15 protein-coding genes are annotated in these 14,808 nt (G+C 67.9%); 12 read left to right on the top strand and 3 right to left on the bottom strand.

Annotated elements, in window-relative coordinates; translation table 11 throughout:
• Nucleotides 1-121 precede the first annotated feature (121 nt).
• The 4 genes from AC13CR_RS18570 (at nt 122) to AC13CR_RS18555 (ending at nt 3,897) form a co-directional block, all read left to right on the top strand.
• Nucleotides 122-901, top strand: a complete 780-nt coding sequence (locus AC13CR_RS18570; RefSeq protein ID WP_292952701.1) for a transglutaminase-like domain-containing protein — start codon at nt 122-124, stop codon at nt 899-901.
• Nucleotides 902-969: 68 nt separating this feature from the next.
• Nucleotides 970-1,944 carry a Bug family tripartite tricarboxylate transporter substrate binding protein gene (locus tag AC13CR_RS18565; protein ID WP_292952698.1) on the top strand — a complete coding sequence of 325 codons (975 nt, stop codon included), beginning with the start codon at nt 970-972 and terminating at the stop codon, nt 1,942-1,944.
• Between the two features lie 7 nt (nt 1,945-1,951).
• On the top strand, nt 1,952-2,401 hold the full coding sequence (locus AC13CR_RS18560) for a tripartite tricarboxylate transporter TctB family protein (protein ID WP_292952695.1): 450 nt from the start codon (nt 1,952-1,954) through the stop codon (nt 2,399-2,401).
• Nucleotides 2,398-3,897, top strand: coding sequence for a tripartite tricarboxylate transporter permease (locus tag AC13CR_RS18555; protein WP_292952692.1), 1,500 nt, complete (start codon nt 2,398-2,400; stop codon nt 3,895-3,897). The genes AC13CR_RS18560 and AC13CR_RS18555 overlap by 4 nt, the downstream gene beginning before the upstream one ends.
• On the opposite strand, the gene cbiB is transcribed toward AC13CR_RS18555, so the two are convergent.
• Together cbiB and AC13CR_RS18545 are read right to left on the bottom strand one after the other, a co-directional pair.
• Nucleotides 3,875-4,780 carry an adenosylcobinamide-phosphate synthase CbiB gene (gene cbiB, locus AC13CR_RS18550; RefSeq protein ID WP_292952689.1) on the bottom strand — a complete coding sequence of 302 codons (906 nt, stop codon included), beginning with the start codon at nt 4,778-4,780 and terminating at the stop codon, nt 3,875-3,877. The genes AC13CR_RS18555 and cbiB overlap by 23 nt on opposite strands.
• Nucleotides 4,777-5,316: a histidine phosphatase family protein gene (locus AC13CR_RS18545; protein WP_292952686.1), complete on the bottom strand. Its 540-nt coding sequence runs from the start codon at nt 5,314-5,316 to the stop codon at nt 4,777-4,779. Before AC13CR_RS18545 ends, cbiB begins: the two co-directional genes overlap by 4 nt.
• 165 nt (nt 5,317-5,481) lie before the next feature.
• Here AC13CR_RS18545 and AC13CR_RS18540 point away from each other — a divergent pair, with 165 nt between their 5' ends.
• The 8 genes from AC13CR_RS18540 (at nt 5,482) to AC13CR_RS18505 (ending at nt 13,647) form a co-directional block, all read left to right on the top strand.
• The gene (locus AC13CR_RS18540) at nt 5,482-6,642 is read left to right on the top strand and encodes an isovaleryl-CoA dehydrogenase (RefSeq protein ID WP_292952683.1); all 1,161 of its coding nucleotides are present in this window, start codon (nt 5,482-5,484) and stop codon (nt 6,640-6,642) included.
• A gap of 58 nt (nt 6,643-6,700) precedes the next feature.
• Nucleotides 6,701-7,183 carry a lysozyme inhibitor LprI family protein gene (locus tag AC13CR_RS18535; protein ID WP_292952680.1) on the top strand — a complete coding sequence of 161 codons (483 nt, stop codon included), beginning with the start codon at nt 6,701-6,703 and terminating at the stop codon, nt 7,181-7,183.
• 1 nt (nt 7,184) lies between these two features.
• The gene (locus tag AC13CR_RS18530) at nt 7,185-8,789 is read left to right on the top strand and encodes a carboxyl transferase domain-containing protein (RefSeq protein WP_292978374.1); all 1,605 of its coding nucleotides are present in this window, start codon (nt 7,185-7,187) and stop codon (nt 8,787-8,789) included.
• Nucleotides 8,790-8,851: 62 nt separating this feature from the next.
• Nucleotides 8,852-9,337: an O-acetyl-ADP-ribose deacetylase gene (locus AC13CR_RS18525; protein WP_292958146.1), complete on the top strand. Its 486-nt coding sequence runs from the start codon at nt 8,852-8,854 to the stop codon at nt 9,335-9,337.
• A gap of 82 nt (nt 9,338-9,419) precedes the next feature.
• Nucleotides 9,420-11,348, top strand: coding sequence for an ATP-binding protein (locus AC13CR_RS18520; protein ID WP_292958148.1), 1,929 nt, complete (start codon nt 9,420-9,422; stop codon nt 11,346-11,348).
• Nucleotides 11,345-11,998, top strand: a complete 654-nt coding sequence (locus AC13CR_RS18515; protein ID WP_292958150.1) for a glutathione S-transferase family protein — start codon at nt 11,345-11,347, stop codon at nt 11,996-11,998. Before AC13CR_RS18520 ends, AC13CR_RS18515 begins: the two co-directional genes overlap by 4 nt.
• Nucleotides 11,991-12,854 carry a hydroxymethylglutaryl-CoA lyase gene (locus AC13CR_RS18510; protein ID WP_446233544.1) on the top strand — a complete coding sequence of 288 codons (864 nt, stop codon included), beginning with the start codon at nt 11,991-11,993 and terminating at the stop codon, nt 12,852-12,854. The genes AC13CR_RS18515 and AC13CR_RS18510 overlap by 8 nt, the downstream gene beginning before the upstream one ends.
• Nucleotides 12,847-13,647, top strand: coding sequence for a crotonase/enoyl-CoA hydratase family protein (locus tag AC13CR_RS18505; protein ID WP_292958154.1), 801 nt, complete (start codon nt 12,847-12,849; stop codon nt 13,645-13,647). The genes AC13CR_RS18510 and AC13CR_RS18505 overlap by 8 nt, the downstream gene beginning before the upstream one ends.
• Nucleotides 13,648-13,755: 108 nt before the next feature.
• Here AC13CR_RS18505 and moaA read toward each other — a convergent pair whose 3' ends face one another.
• On the bottom strand, nt 13,756-14,769 hold the full coding sequence (gene moaA, locus AC13CR_RS18500; RefSeq protein ID WP_414692188.1) for a GTP 3',8-cyclase MoaA: 1,014 nt from the start codon (nt 14,767-14,769) through the stop codon (nt 13,756-13,758).
• Nucleotides 14,770-14,808: the final 39 nt, after the last annotated feature.

The following is a 14,808-nucleotide window of genomic DNA, read 5'->3' as shown; positions in this document are numbered from 1 at the left end:
GTCATGGCCGTCGTCTGCCGGGGCTTGCACGACGGCGCCCGGGTCCCGAAATAGGCAAGGCGCCGCGCGGTTGCGTCCCGGCCGACGCCCTGGCCGGGCGCCCATCACGAAAGGATCAGCCATGCGGATGAAGATCGAGGTCGAGCTGGATTACCGCCTCGCCCAACCCGGGCCTGCGATCCTCGTTCTGGAAGCCGCCGGCGCACAGGGACAGGAACTGATCAGAACCTCGATTGACACCGGCCCGGTGGATCATTTCGCCCGCGTCCCCGCGGAAGAGGGTATCGGCGAGCGCATCATCATCCGCGCCACACGCCAGATCCGCTGCTCTTATACCGCCGAGGTTCTGGTGACGCGGCCGCGGCCCGATTTCGACTCCCTCGCCCTGGTCGAGATCGACCGGATGCCCGGCGATGCGCTGCGCTATCTTCTGCCCTCGCGCTATTGCGAGGCCGAACGCTTTACCCCCTATGTCTCGAAGCGGTTCGATGGCCTCCAGGGCGGCCGCAAGGTCATGGCGATCCGCGACTGGATCGAGGCCGAACTGGATTATGTTCCGGGCGTCAGCCACGCCGGCACGACGGCCGTGGACACCTTCCTGGAACGGCAAGGCGTCTGCCGGGACTATGCCCATCTGATGCTGACCCTGTGCCGCGCCGCGCAGATTCCGGCCCGCATCGTCAGCGTCTTCGCCCCCTCGGTCCAGCCGCCCGATTTCCACGCCGTCGTCGAGGTCTTTCTTGATGGCGCCTGGCATCTGGTCGATCCGACCGGCATGGCGAAGGCTGACGAAATCGCCATCATCGCGGTGGGACGAGACGCCGTGGACGTGGCCTTCATGACCACCTCGTGTCCGGCCGAACTGGTCACGCAGACCGTCTCGGTCAGCCGCATCGGCTGAGCCTGACGCTTGACCTTCGGCCAAGCCCGTCGCATCACCTCCTTCGCGTTTTACCGGGAGGAAAGAGGATGAAGCAGTTCAATCGCAGGGCGCTGCTGGCACTTGGGGCCGTGATGATCGGCACCGGCATGGCCGCGGCCCAGGACGCATGGCCGACCGAACCGCTGCGCGTCTACGTGGGCTTTCCGGCGGGATCGTCGCCCGATGTGCTGGCGCGACTGATCACCGAACCGCTGTCCCGGAAGCTGGGCCAGCCCGTGGTGGTCGAGAACAAGCCCGGCGCAGGCGGCGTCATCGGCGTGCAGCAGATGCTGGCGGGCAAGACGGATTATGCCTTCGGCACCACCATCAACGGTCCGCTGACGACCTCGCCCCGGCTGGTCGAGAATGTCGGCTACGACGTCGGCAAGGACATCGCCCCGGTTGCGCTGATAGCGACCTCGCCGCTGGTTCTGGCCATGGCCGCAGAGGCCGCGCCCACAGACATCGCCAGCTTCATCGAGGCCGCGAGGGCCGAAACCGGCGCGATCGCCTATGGTTCGGTCGGGCAGGGATCGGGCGCGCATCTGACGGCGGAACTGTTTGCCGACGCCGCCGGGATCGAGATGCTGCACATTCCCTTTACCAGCTATGCCGAAGTCACCACCTCGATCATCGGAGGCGAGATCGACGCGGGCTTCATGGCGCCCTCGGCAGCCCTGCCGCAGGTTCAGGCGGACAAGATGAAGATGCTGGGCATCACCTCGTCCGAACCCTTCGCGCAGGTGCCCGACGTGCCGGTCATCGCCGGACAGGCCGGCATTCCGGACGATTTCCGGGCCGAATTGTGGAACGCCTTCATCGCGCCCGCGGGCACCGATCCGGCCATTCTCGAAAGGCTGAACACCGAGGTGAACGCGATCCTCGACGATCCCGAGGTGCAGAAGAAGATGCTGGCGATGGGCTGGCAGGCGCAGGGTGGAACGGCCGATGATCTGGCCCGGAGGATCGCGGATGACACCAGCGTCTGGGGCAATGTGATCGACCGGATCGAGGCGCAGTAAGCCGCTGATGCGACGCGACTGGCACGATCTCTGGGGCGGCGCGGCGATGACCGCCATCGGCGCCTTCGTCGCGCTGTATTCGGTGGCCCAATATGATATCGGCAGCCTGCGGCGGATGGGACCGGGCTTCTTTCCGGTCGTGCTGGGCGCGCTGCTGGCGGGCCTTGGCCTGATGATCGCGCTGCCCGCCTGGCATCGCGCCGGCGAGATGCGGCCCTTCGATGTGCCCCAGGCGCTTGCGGTGCTGGCTGCCATCGGCCTGTTCGGTCTGGGCCTGCAGGGGCTGGGGCTGGCGCTTACGACCGCGGGCGCGGTGCTGATCGCCAGCCTGCCCGCGCCGCGCCGCGGCTGGCGGTGGCGGCTGATCCTTGCGGCGATCATCACCGTTCTGACATGGCTGGTCTTCAAGCAGGGCTTGCAGATGACCATGCCGGTCTGGCCGGATTTCCCCGGATGAACACCGTCGAGGGCATCCTGCACGGCTTTTCGGTGGCCTTGCGGCCCGATGTGCTGGTCTATTGCGTGCTGGGCGTCGTCATGGGCACCTTCATCGGGGTGCTGCCGGGGATCGGGGCGATGGCCGCGATCTCGCTGCTGCTGCCGCTCACCTACTACATCAGCCCCGAGGCGGCGCTGGTGATGCTGGGCGGGGTCTATTACGGCGCGCAATATGGCGGCGCGGTGGCCTCGATCCTGCTGCGACTGCCCGGCACGCCGCAATCGGCGATCACGACGCTGGACGGCTATCCGATGGCGCGGCAGGGACGGGCGGGCGTGGCCCTGTTCGCCTCGATGGTGTCGTCCTTCTGCGGCTCGATGATCGGGATCGTGGTGCTGGTCGTGCTGGCGGGCTGGCTGTCGCGGATGGCGACGCGGTTTGGGGCGGCCGACTACGCGGCGATGATGGTGCTGGGGCTGGTCGCGGCCTCGACCATCGGATCGCGGCGCCCGGCCAAGGCCCTTGCGATGGTCGTGCTGGGCCTGATCCTGGGCAGCGTCGGCACCGATGTGAACAGCGGCGTCCAGCGCCTGACCTTCGGCCAGACGCAAATGATGGACGGCATCAACCTGGTGGCGCTGGCAATGGGACTTTTCGGCGTGGCCGAGATCATCGGCAATATCCGCAATGCCGAACGCGAGGGCAGTCCGCCCCATGTCAGCCTGCGCCAGCTTCTGCCCACGCGCGACGATCTGCGCCGGATGCCGGGCGCGGTGGCACGCGGCAGCGCGCTTGGCAGCTTCTTCGGCGCGCTTCCCGGCACCGGATCGACCATTTCCTCGTTTCTGTCCTACGCGCTGGAACGCCGCATCGCGCGCCGGCCCGAGCGCTTCGGCCAGGGCGCGATCGAAGGCGTGGCCGGACCAGAAGCCGCGAACAATTCCGCCGCCATCTCGGCCTTCGTGCCGACGCTGACACTGGGCATTCCGGGTGATCCGATCATGGCCCTGATGCTGGGCGCGCTGGTCATCCACGGCGTCCAGCCCGGCCCGCTGATGCTGGAGGCGCGGCCGGACATGTTCTGGGGCCTCGTGGTCAGCTTCGGTATCGGCAACCTGATCCTGCTGGTGCTGAACCTGCCGCTGATCGGGATCTGGGTTTCGATGCTGCGGATCCCGTTCCGCTGGCTTTATCCGGCCATCGTGGTCTTCGTCTGCCTTGGGGTCTATTCGGTGCGCGGATCGAGCTTCGACATCGCCGCCGTCGCGGTGATCGGGGCGATCGGCTATCTGCTGGCCATGGCGCGATTCAACCCGGCCCTGCTGCTGCTGGGCTTCGTCCTCGGCCCGCTGATCGAGACCAATCTGCGCCGCGCCATGCTGATCGGGCGCGGCGATCCGATGGTGTTCCTGCAACGCCCGATCTCGGCCGTCTTCGTGGTGGCGACGGTGGCGCTGATCGCAGCCTCGCTGTGGGGCGCGTGGAGGCGGTTCAGATCGCGGACAGCAGCGTAAGCAGCCCCGCCCCCAGCCACAGCGCGCGGCGGCAGATCGCCAGCGCCCGTGCGATATCGGCCGCGACCGGATCGCGTCCCGCGCCGTTCAGCCAGGGTTCCTCCGCAACCCGGCCGCCATAGATGCGTGGCCCCGATAGCCGCAGGCCAAGCGCGCCGGCCATCGCCGCCTCGGGCCAGCCCGCATTGGGCGAACGATGCGCGCGCGCATCGCGCCGTGCCGTCCGCCACGCCGTGCCGCCGGCCACGCAGGTGAACAACAGCGCCGTCAGGCGCGCCGGCGCCCAGTTGGCCGCATCGTCCAGCCGCGCGGCGAAGCGCCCGAATTCGGCATGGCGCGGCGTCCGGTGCCCGATCATCGAATCCAGCGTGTTGATCGCCTTGTAGGCCGCGATCCCCGGCAGCCCGGCAACAGCCGCCCAGAACAGCGGAGCCACCACCCCGTCCGAGGCGTTTTCGGCCAGGCTTTCGATACTGGCGCGGGCCAGGGCGGGTGCGTCGGCGCGGCTCACGTCGCGGCCGACGATCTTCGCGGTCGCGCGGCGCGCGCCCTGAAGATCGCCTGCGGCCAGGGGCCGCGCGACAGCACGAAGATGATGGTGCAGGGATCGCGCCGCGACCAGCGGCCAGGCAAGGAGGCCCGCAACGAGGGGCCCCAGCAGGCCTTGCAGGATCAGCGCCGGGATGACGGCGGCCGCGATCACCACCAGCGCCGCCGCGGCGCCCCGCGCCATCCCCGCGCAGCCCCGGTTCCAGCGCCGGTCCAGCGCCGCGATCAGCCGGCCCAGCCAGCTTACCGGATGACCGATGCGGCGGAACAGGGCGTCGGGCCATCCGATTGCCACATCCAGCGCCAGCGCGGTCAGGGCGATCAGCGGGGTCATGGCGGGGTGATGTTGACGGCCTCGACCGACCAGTCCCCGCCGGACCGGCGCAGGATCGTCAGCGACAGCGGGGCGACATGGAACGACAGCGCCGCATGGCCCACCACCAGCGACAGCCCGGCCCGCACGGTCCCGGCGTGACCGACGATCAGCGTGTCCTCGTCCAGCGCCTTCAGCTTTGGCAGGACGCGGGCAGCCATGTCCTGAAAGCTCTCGCCGCCGTCGGGCCGGTGGCGGGACAGTTCGGCAGGCGTCAGCGGCCCCAGATCAGGCAGGCGGGCATAGTCCAGCCCCTCCCATGCGCCGTAATCCTGTTCCCACAGCGCCGCCATGAACCGGGGGCTCAGGCCAAGCGCATGTGCCGTCTGCCGGCATCGTCGCGCCGGGCTGGACAGCACCGCGGCCGGCGTGCCGAGACGGGCGCGCATCCACGCGAATGCCGCCGTGTCCGAACAATCGGCGTCCACGTCGCTGCGACCGGCCAGCTTGCCACCTGTCATCGGCGGCGCATGACGCAGGATCATCAATGTCGCCATCGGCCCCTCGTCCGGGTTTGCGGCGCACCATGTCGCCTGCGCATGGCAAGGGCAAGCCGTCCCGGTTGACCCGTCGCGTCTTCCGGCGCAGGCTTGTTGACGGGCAGGGGGCCGTGGCTTAGAACGCCACGAAATGAACGCTTGTTCAATAATGGGAGAGGGCCGATGTTCACGCAGGGCATGGAGTTCGATCTGGGCGAGGACGTGAACGCCCTGCGCGACATGGTTCATCGCTGGGCGCAGGATCGCGTCAGGCCGCTGGCGGCCGCCACAGACCGCGACAATGCCTTTCCCAGCGACCTGTGGACCGAGATGGGGGATCTGGGCCTGCTGGGCATCACCGTGCCCGAAGAATGGGGCGGCGCCGGGCTGGGCTATCTGGCCCATGTCGTGGCGGTCGAAGAAATCGCCCGCGCCTCGGCCTCGATCAGCCTGTCCTACGGCGCCCATTCCAACCTCTGCGTGAACCAGATCAAGCTGAATGGCAGCGACGATCAGCGCGCGAAATACCTGCCCGCCCTGTGCAGCGGCAGGGCCGTGGGCGCGCTGGCCATGTCCGAGGAGGGCGCGGGCAGCGATGTCGTCGGGATGAAGCTGCGGGCCGAGAAGAAGAACGACCGCTATGTGCTGAACGGCAACAAGTACTGGATCACCAACGCGCCCGATGCGCAAATTCTGGTGGTCTATGCCAAGACCGACCCGGATGCGGGCAGCCGTGGCATCACCGCCTTCATCGTCGAGCGGGGGATGAAGGGATTTGACACCGGACCGCATTTCGACAAGCTGGGAATGCGCGGCTCGAACACCGGCGAACTGATCTTCGAGGATTGCGAGATCCCTTTCGAGAATGTGCTGGGAGAGGAAGGCCGGGGCGTGCGCGTGCTGATGTCGGGGCTGGACTATGAACGTCTTGTCCTGTCCGGCATCGGCACCGGGATCATGGCGGCCTGTCTGGACGAGGTGATGCCCTATGTGAAAGAGCGCCGGCAATTCGGCCAGCCCATCGGTTCCTTCCAGCTGATGCAGGGCAAGATCGCCGATATGTATGTCGCGCTGAATACCGCGCGTGCCTATGTCTACGAGGTCGCGAAAGCCTGCGATTCGGGCCGTGTCACGCGGCAGGACGCGGCCGGCGCCGTGCTTTACGCCAGCGAACAGGCGATGGCGCAGGCGCATCAGGCGGTGCAGGCGCTTGGCGGGGCGGGATTTCTCAACGACAGCACCGTCAGCCGCCTGTTCCGCGACGCCAAGCTGATGGAGATCGGTGCCGGCACCAGCGAGATCCGCCGGATGCTGATCGGCCGCGAATTGATGGCACTGGCATGAGGGGCGCGAGGCCCGTTCCGGGGATGGCCTGCCGGAGCGACGGGACGCGGGAGGGACCATGAAGAACTTGCCTGCAATTCTTTCGTGTCTGCTGCTGCCAAGTCTGCTTGTTCCGGCGCCCCTGCTGGCGCAGGAGGCCAGGATCGACACGGCCGTGGTCGCGGCCTGTTTCGACGCCACCGAACCCGGCGACATCCAGCCCGACTGCATCGGCAAGGCCGCGACGGCCTGTTCGAAAGCCCATGAACAGCCCGAGACGACGCTGGCCATCAGCCAGTGCATGATGGCCGAGAACACCGCCTGGGACGATCTTCTGAATCGCGAATACAAGAAGACCCGCTCGCAGATGAGCGACCAGCCCGGCCTGGCCGATACGCTGCTGGCGGCGCAAAGGGCCTGGATTGCGTTTCGCGACGCCGAGTGCACGCTGGCCTATGATCGATATGGCGGCGGCTCGATGCGGGTGATCGCGGCGGCCGATTGCCAGATGCGTCAAACCGCGCGCCGCACCTTCGAGTTGCGCGACATGCAGGGATTCTAGGATGAAGCTGAAATCCGCAGCCCTGACCGGATCGGATGCCTTCCGCGCCAATCGCGAGGCGCATCTGGCGCTGTTGTCCGATGTCCGCCAGGCCGCCGAGGCTGCCGCCGCAGGGGGTGGCGACAAGGCGATGCAGCGTCACGTCGATCGCGGCAAGATGCCGCCGCGCGAGCGGGTGGCGAACCTGCTGGATCCGGGATCTCCGTTTCTGGAGATCGCCGCCATGGCCGCGCATGGATTATATGACGGCGCGGCCCCCGGCGCCGGCGTGATCGCGGGCATCGGCCGCGTCCAGGGGCAGGACGTGATGGTGGTGGCCAATGACGCGACCGTCAAGGGCGGCACCTATTACCCGATGAGCGTGAAGAAACACCTTCGCGCCCAGGAAATCGCCGAGGAATGTCATCTGCCATGCCTCTATCTCGTCGATTCGGGCGGTGCCAACCTGCCCAACCAGGACGAGGTCTTTCCCGACCGCGACCATTTCGGCCGCATCTTCTACAACCAGGCCAGGATGAGCGCGAAGGGCATCGCCCAGATCGCGGTGGTCATGGGTTCCTGCACGGCGGGCGGGGCCTATGTGCCCGCCATGTCCGACGTGACGATCATCGTCCGCGATCAGGGCACGATCTTTCTGGCCGGTCCGCCCCTGGTGAAGGCCGCGACCGGCGAGGTCGTCAGCGCCGAGGATCTGGGCGGCGGCGATGTCCATACCCGGCTGTCCGGCGTGGCCGACTACCTGGCCGAGGATGACGCCCACGCGCTGGCCATGGCCCGTCGCGCCGTGGCCAACCTGAACCGCAGGCTGCCCGATGACGTGGCCTGGCAATCGGCCGAACCGCCCGCCTTCGACCCCGACGAGATCCTTGGCGTGGTTCCGGCCGATCTGCGAACCCCCTATGACATCCGCGAGGTGATCGCGCGCATCGTGGACGGATCGCGCTTTGACGAGTTCAAGGCCCGCTTCGGCGAGACGCTGGTCACGGGCTTTGCCCATGTCGAGGGCTGCCCGGTCGGCATCGTCGCCAATAACGGGGTGCTGTTTTCGGAAGCCGCCCAGAAGGGCGCGCATTTCATCGAATTGTGTTCACAGCGCTTGATCCCTCTGGTCTTCCTGCAGAACATCACCGGTTTCATGGTCGGCCGCAAATATGAAAGCGAGGGTATCGCGCGTCACGGCGCCAAGATGGTCACGGCGGTGGCCACGACCTCGGTTCCAAAGATCACGATGCTGGTCGGCGGCAGTTTCGGCGCCGGCAATTACGGCATGGCAGGCCGCGCCTACAGCCCGCGCTTTCTGTGGACCTGGCCCAACAGCCGCATCTCGGTCATGGGCGGCGAACAGGCGGCGGGGGTGCTGGCCACGGTCCGGCGCGAGGGCGTGGAACGGCAAGGCGGCACCTGGTCGGCCGAGGACGAGGCCGAATTCAAGCGCCCCACGATCGAGATGTTCGAGCGTCAGTCGCATCCGCTTTACGCATCCGCGCGACTGTGGGACGACGGCATCATCGATCCGCGCAAGACCCGCGACGTGCTGGCGCTGTCGTTGCGCGCAGCGCTGAACGCGCCCATCCAGCCGACGCGCTTTGGCGTCTTCCGGATGTAGGGGGCGATGATGGGTGCCTCCGGCGGGGATATATGGGGACCGAAGACGGGCAGGAGGGCAGGATGATCAGGGTCTGGCAGGGCGATATCACGACGCTCGACGTCGATGCGATCGTGAACGCCGCCAACCAATCGCTGCTGGGCGGCGGCGGTGTGGACGGCGCCATCCATCGCGCGGCGGGGCCCGACCTGCTGGACGAATGCCGCAAGATCGGCGGCTGTCCGACGGGCGAGGCGCGGATCACCGGCGGCTACCGTCTGCCCGCGAGGCATGTCATCCACGCCGTCGGACCGGTCTGGCGCGGCGGCGATGCGAGCGAGGACGATCTGCTGGCCTCGGCCTATCGCAGCGCGCTGCTGCTGGCGCGGCGGCACGATCTGGCCAGCATCGCCTTTCCGGCGATCTCGACCGGCGTTTACGGCTTTCCGGCCGATCGCGCCGCCAGGATCGCCGTGCAGACGATCCGTTCGCATCGCGGCGGGCTGGCGGTGACGCTGGTCGCGTTCGATCCCCGCTCGGCCGGTCCGCTTGAAAGGGCGCTGGCATGAACGGTTCCTCCTTGTCCGGAAACCCTGCGGCAGTCCGGGGGCGCAAGGTCCCAAGCCGCGCTGCCACAGAACAAGGCCAGCCATGTTCCAGAAGATCCTGATCGCCAATCGCGGCGAGATTGCCTGCCGCATCATTGATACCTGCCAGCGCATGGGCGTCTCGACCATCGCCGTCTTTTCGGATGCCGACCGCGCCGCGCGCCATGTCTCGATGGCCGACGAGGCGGTGCATCTGGGCGGGCCGGCGCCCGCCGACAGCTATCTGCGCGGCGAGGCGATCATCGCCGCCGCCGCGGCGACCGGCGCCCAGGCGATCCATCCGGGCTACGGCTTTCTCAGCGAGAATCCCGATTTCGTCGAGGCTGTCGAGGCGGCGGGGCTGGTCTTCATCGGGCCGTCCTCCCGCGCCATCCGGGCGATGGGATTGAAGGACGCGGCCAAGCGGGTGATGGAAGAAGCGAGCGTTCCGGTCGTGCCCGGCTATCACGGTGCCAATCAGGATCCCGGCCATCTGGCCCAGCAGGCGGAGCGGATCGGCTATCCGGTTCTGATCAAGGCCGTGGCGGGCGGCGGCGGCAAGGGAATGCGCCGTGTCGACGATCCGAAGGATTTCGCCGATGCGCTGGCCTCGGCCCGGTCCGAGGCGCGGACCGCCTTTGGCAATCCCGACGTGCTGATCGAGAAATACGTGCTGCAACCGCGCCATATCGAGGTGCAGGTCTTCGGCGACGGCCACCGCGCGGTGCATCTGTTCGAACGCGATTGTTCGCTGCAACGGCGCCACCAGAAGGTCATCGAGGAAGCACCGGCCCCCGGCATGACGCCCGAGATCCGCAAGGTGATGGGCGCTGCGGCGGTTCGTGCCGCCGAAGCCATTGGCTATGCCGGGGCGGGCACGATCGAATTCATCGTCGATGGCTCGGAAGGGCTGCGCGAGGACAGGTTCTGGTTCATGGAGATGAACACCCGGCTTCAGGTCGAACATCCCGTGACCGAGGCGATCACCGGCATCGATCTGGTCGAATGGCAGTTGCGCGTCGCCAGCGGAGAGCCCTTGCCCGCCAGGCAGGACGCGCTGACCATTTCGGGCCACGCCTTCGAGGCGCGGCTCTACGCCGAGGATGTGCCGGCGGGTTTTCTGCCGGCCACGGGGCGGCTGGCGCGGCTGGCCTTTCCTCAGGGCGCGCGGATCGAGACCGGCGTCAGGCAGGGCGATACGATCAGCCCCTATTACGACCCGATGATCGCCAAGATCGTCACCCACGGGCCCACGCGGGCGGTGGCGTTGCGGGCGCTGGAATCGGCCCTGGTCGATACCGAGGTGGCGGGATCCGTCACCAATCTGGATTTCCTCATCGCGCTGACCCGGCATGACGGCTTTCGCGCGGGCCAGGTCGATACCGGGCTGATCGCCCGCGACCTGGATGATCTGGTCGCCGCCGCGGAACCCGATCCGGCGGCCCGCGTGCTGGCCGTGATCGGCCTTGCCGGGCTGGCCGATCCGCAGGCGCGGGGCGGCGCGACGCTGTGGCAGCCGCTGCGCCGCACCATTGCCTGGGATGGCGGCCAGGCCGTGCTCGAGGTTCTGGGACCGGGCCGCGCGCGCGTGTCGCTGGACAATCAGCCCCACGAGGTGCGCTGGCAGGGCGACCGCTGGTGGGTCGATGATGCGTTGCGGCGCAACCGCATCGTCACCCATGATGCCGGCGTCAGCGTCTTTGGCGGCCGGACGGTGCATCTGGTGCCGCGCGATCCGCTGGCGCGCGACGCGGCCGCGGCCGGCGGCGACGCGCTGACCCTGTCGCCGATGCCGGGATTGGTGAAATCGGTCCATGTCTCGGTCGGTCAGCCGGTCAGGACCGGCGACCGGCTGGCGGTGCTGGAAGCGATGAAGATGGAACATGCGCTGACCGCCGCCCGTGACGGCATCGTGGCCGAGGTGCTGGCAGCCGAAGGCCAGCAGGTCGAGGCCGGCGCCGCGCTGATCCGGCTGGAAGAGGAGGCGTCGTGATCCGGCTGCATCATGTGCCCGGCTCGCGTTCGATGCGGGTGCTGTGGCTGATCGAGGAACTGGGGCTTGATTGCCAGATCGTCGTCTGGTCGCTGACCGACGGATCCCTGCGCAGTCCGGAGTTTCTGGCGCTGTCGCCCGCCGGTCGGATCCCTGCCTTGCAGATCGACGGGCGCGCGATCTTCGAATCCGGCGCCATCGTGCAATACCTGACCGAGCGCGAGGGACGGCTGGCGCCGAAACCGGGCGAGTTCGCGCGCGCGGATTTCCTGGAATGGGTCAGTTTCGCCGAGACCCAGGCCAATATTCTTCAGGCGCTGAACATCCAGCATATCTTCCTGCGCCCAGACAGCGCGCGGTCGTTGCCGCTGATGAAGCTGGACACCAGGCGGCTGGCGGTGACGGCGCGGGCGCTGGAAGGGCATCTGTCGCGTCAGGACATGCTGCTGGCAGGTGGCTTTTCGGCGGCTGACTGCATGATGGGTTTCAATATCGAAGCCGTGTTCCGGTTTCTGCCAAAGGCCGAATTCCCGGCACTGGCGGCCTATCGCGACCGGATGACGGCGCGGCCCGCCTATCGCCGTGCGTTGGACAGGGCGGGCGGCGACAGCATCTATCAACGCGAATTCTACGAGCTGCCCGATGCCTGATCACGCCGAGATCTTCGAGATGGGACCGCGAGACGGGTTGCAGAACGAAAAGCGGCTGATCCCGGCGGCGCGGAAGATCGCGCTGGTCGATCTGCTGTCGCTGGCGGGATTCCGGCGCATCGAGGTGACCAGCTTCGTCAGCCCGAAATGGGTGCCGCAGCTGGGCGACGCGGCGCAGGTGATGGCAGGCATCGCGCGGCGGCCGGGGGTCCGCTATGCCGCGCTGACCCCGAACATGAAGGGCTATGAGGCCGCGCGCGAGGCAGGCGCCAGCGAGGTCGCGATCTTCGCCAGCGCCTCGGAGGGGTTCAGCCGCGCCAATCTGAACGCCGGCGTCGCCGAAAGCCTGGACCGTTTCGCGCCGGTCGCGCGGGCCGCGCGCGATGACGGGATCCCGGTCCGCGGCTATGTCAGCGTCGTGACCGATTGTCCCTTCGACGGCCCGACGCCGCCGGGCAATGCGGCACGGGTCGCGGCGGCGCTGCGCGAGATGGGCTGCTACGAGATCAGCCTTGGCGACACGATCGGCCAGGGACGCCCCGAGACCATCGACGCGATGCTGTCGGCGGTGCTGGACGAGGTTCCGGCAAACCGGCTGGCCGGACATTATCACGATACTGCCGGTCGGGCGCTGATGAATATCGACGCCAGCCTCGCGCGCGGGCTGCGGGTCTTCGACGCGGCGGTGGGCGGCCTTGGCGGCTGCCCCTATGCGCCCGGCGCCAAGGGCAATGTCGCGACCGAAAAGGTGGCGCGGCATCTTGAGGCCCTGGGCCATGCGACCGGGCTCGACATGGCGGTCATCGACAGGGCCGCGGCGATGGCGCGCGACATGCGAAAGGAAGCCGATGTCTGAAACGATCCGGATCGAAACCGATTCGCGCGGTGTGGCGACGCTGTCGCTGGCGCGACCGAACAAGCATAACGCCCTGTCACAGGCGATGATGGAGGATCTGACCCGCGCCGCGGCCGGGCTGGGCGCCGATCCGGCAGTGCGCGTGGTGGTGCTGGCCGGAGACGGGGCCAGCTTCTGCGCTGGCGGCGATCTGGCCTGGATGAAGGCGCAGATCGCCGCCGAGGCGGAAACCCGGCGCGCTGGCGCAAGACTGCTGGCGGGAATGCTGTCGGCGCTGAACACGCTGCCGAAGCCGCTGATCGGGCGGGTTCACGGCAATGCCTTCGGCGGCGGGGTGGGGATGATGTCGGTCTGTGACATCGCCATCGCCTCGCTGGAGGCGAAATTCGGTCTGACCGAGGTGAAGCTGGGGCTGATCCCGGCGACCATCGGTCCCTATGTCCTGGCGCGGATGGGCGAGGACAAGGCCCGTCGCGTGTTCTTCTCGGGCCGGATCTTCGGGGCCGAGGAGGCGGTGACGCTGAACCTCGCGGCCCGCGCCGTGCCCGCCGGCGATCTTGACGCCGCGGTCGAGGCCGAGGTGGCGCCGTTCCTGCTGGGCGCGCCGGGCGCCATTGCGGCGGCCAAGGCGCAATGCCGCGCGCTTGGCCCGCGCATCGACGCCGCCGCGATCGAGGACAGCGTCGAGCGGCTGGTGGCGGTGTGGGAGGAAAGGGAGGCGGCCGAGGGGATCGCCGCCTTCTTCGACAAGCGCAAGCCCGACTGGCAAGTGCCGACTTCGCCCGCGTCCTGACACGGTGCCGCGCCGCGCCGGCTCGCCTCCGGGCGCCTGTCAGGCCCTGCGCAGACTTTCGGTCAGCGGTTGCCGGAGATGGGGCGATCTTCACGCCGGGAAGAAGGCTCAGCCGCCGGTATGGCTCATGTGGCGGGGCATCTGGCCCGCCACGTGCTGGCGGGAATAGTCGAAATCGTGGCCCTTGGGCTTGCGGGCGATGGCGCCGCGGATGGCCTCGCGCAGGGGGGCGTCCTCTGCGCTGGCGCGCAGCGGCGCGCGCAGATCGGCACGATCCTCCTGGCCCAGGCACATGTAAAGCTCGCCCGTGCAGGTCACGCGGACACGGTTGCAGCTTTCGCAGAAATTATGCGTCAGCGGCGTGATGAAGCCGATCTTCTGCCCGGTTTCGCGCAGCCGGACATAACGGGCCGGACCCCCCGTGCGTTCGGCCAGATCGACCAGTGTGAAACATTCGGCCAGACGGGCGCGCAGATCGGTCAGCGGCCAATACTGGTCCAGGCGGTCCTCGTTGCCCAGATCGCCCATCGGCATGACCTCGATGAAGGTCAGGTCATGGCCCTCATCGCCACACCAGCGGACCAGATCGAACAATTCGTCGTCGTTCACGCCCTTCAGCGCGACGGCGTTGATCTTGACCCGCAGCCCGGCCGCGCGGGCGGCGCGGATGCCCTCCAGCACCTGCGGCAGCCGGCCCCAGCGGGTGATGGCGGAGAACTTGTCGGCATCCAGCGTGTCCAGCGAGACGTTGACCCGGCGAACCCCGCAATCCACCAGTTCCGGGGCGAAACGGGCCAGCTGGCTGCCGTTGGTGGTCAGCGTCAATTCGTCCAGGCCCGCGCCCAGATGGCGCGACATGGCGCCGAAAAAGCCCATGATCCCGCGCCGGACCAGCGGTTCGCCCCCGGTGATGCGCAACTTGCGCACGCCAAGATCCACGAAGGCGGAACAAAGCCGGTCCAGTTCCTCCAATGTCAGCAATTCGACCTTAGGCAGGAACTGCATATGTTCGGACATGCAATAGACACAGCGGAAATCGCAACGATCCGTCACCGATACCCGAAGATAGGTGATCGGACGGGCAAAAGGGTCGATGAGAGGCGCGGCTTGCATGTCGTCCATGAGCTTCAATCTAGGCGTCTCGGCGCCGGTGCACAAGCA

Source organism: Paracoccus sp. L-17, assembly GCF_056857655.1.
The sequence above is the reverse complement of the archived record's forward strand: the minus strand, read 5'-3'. Positions and strand labels throughout refer to the sequence as shown.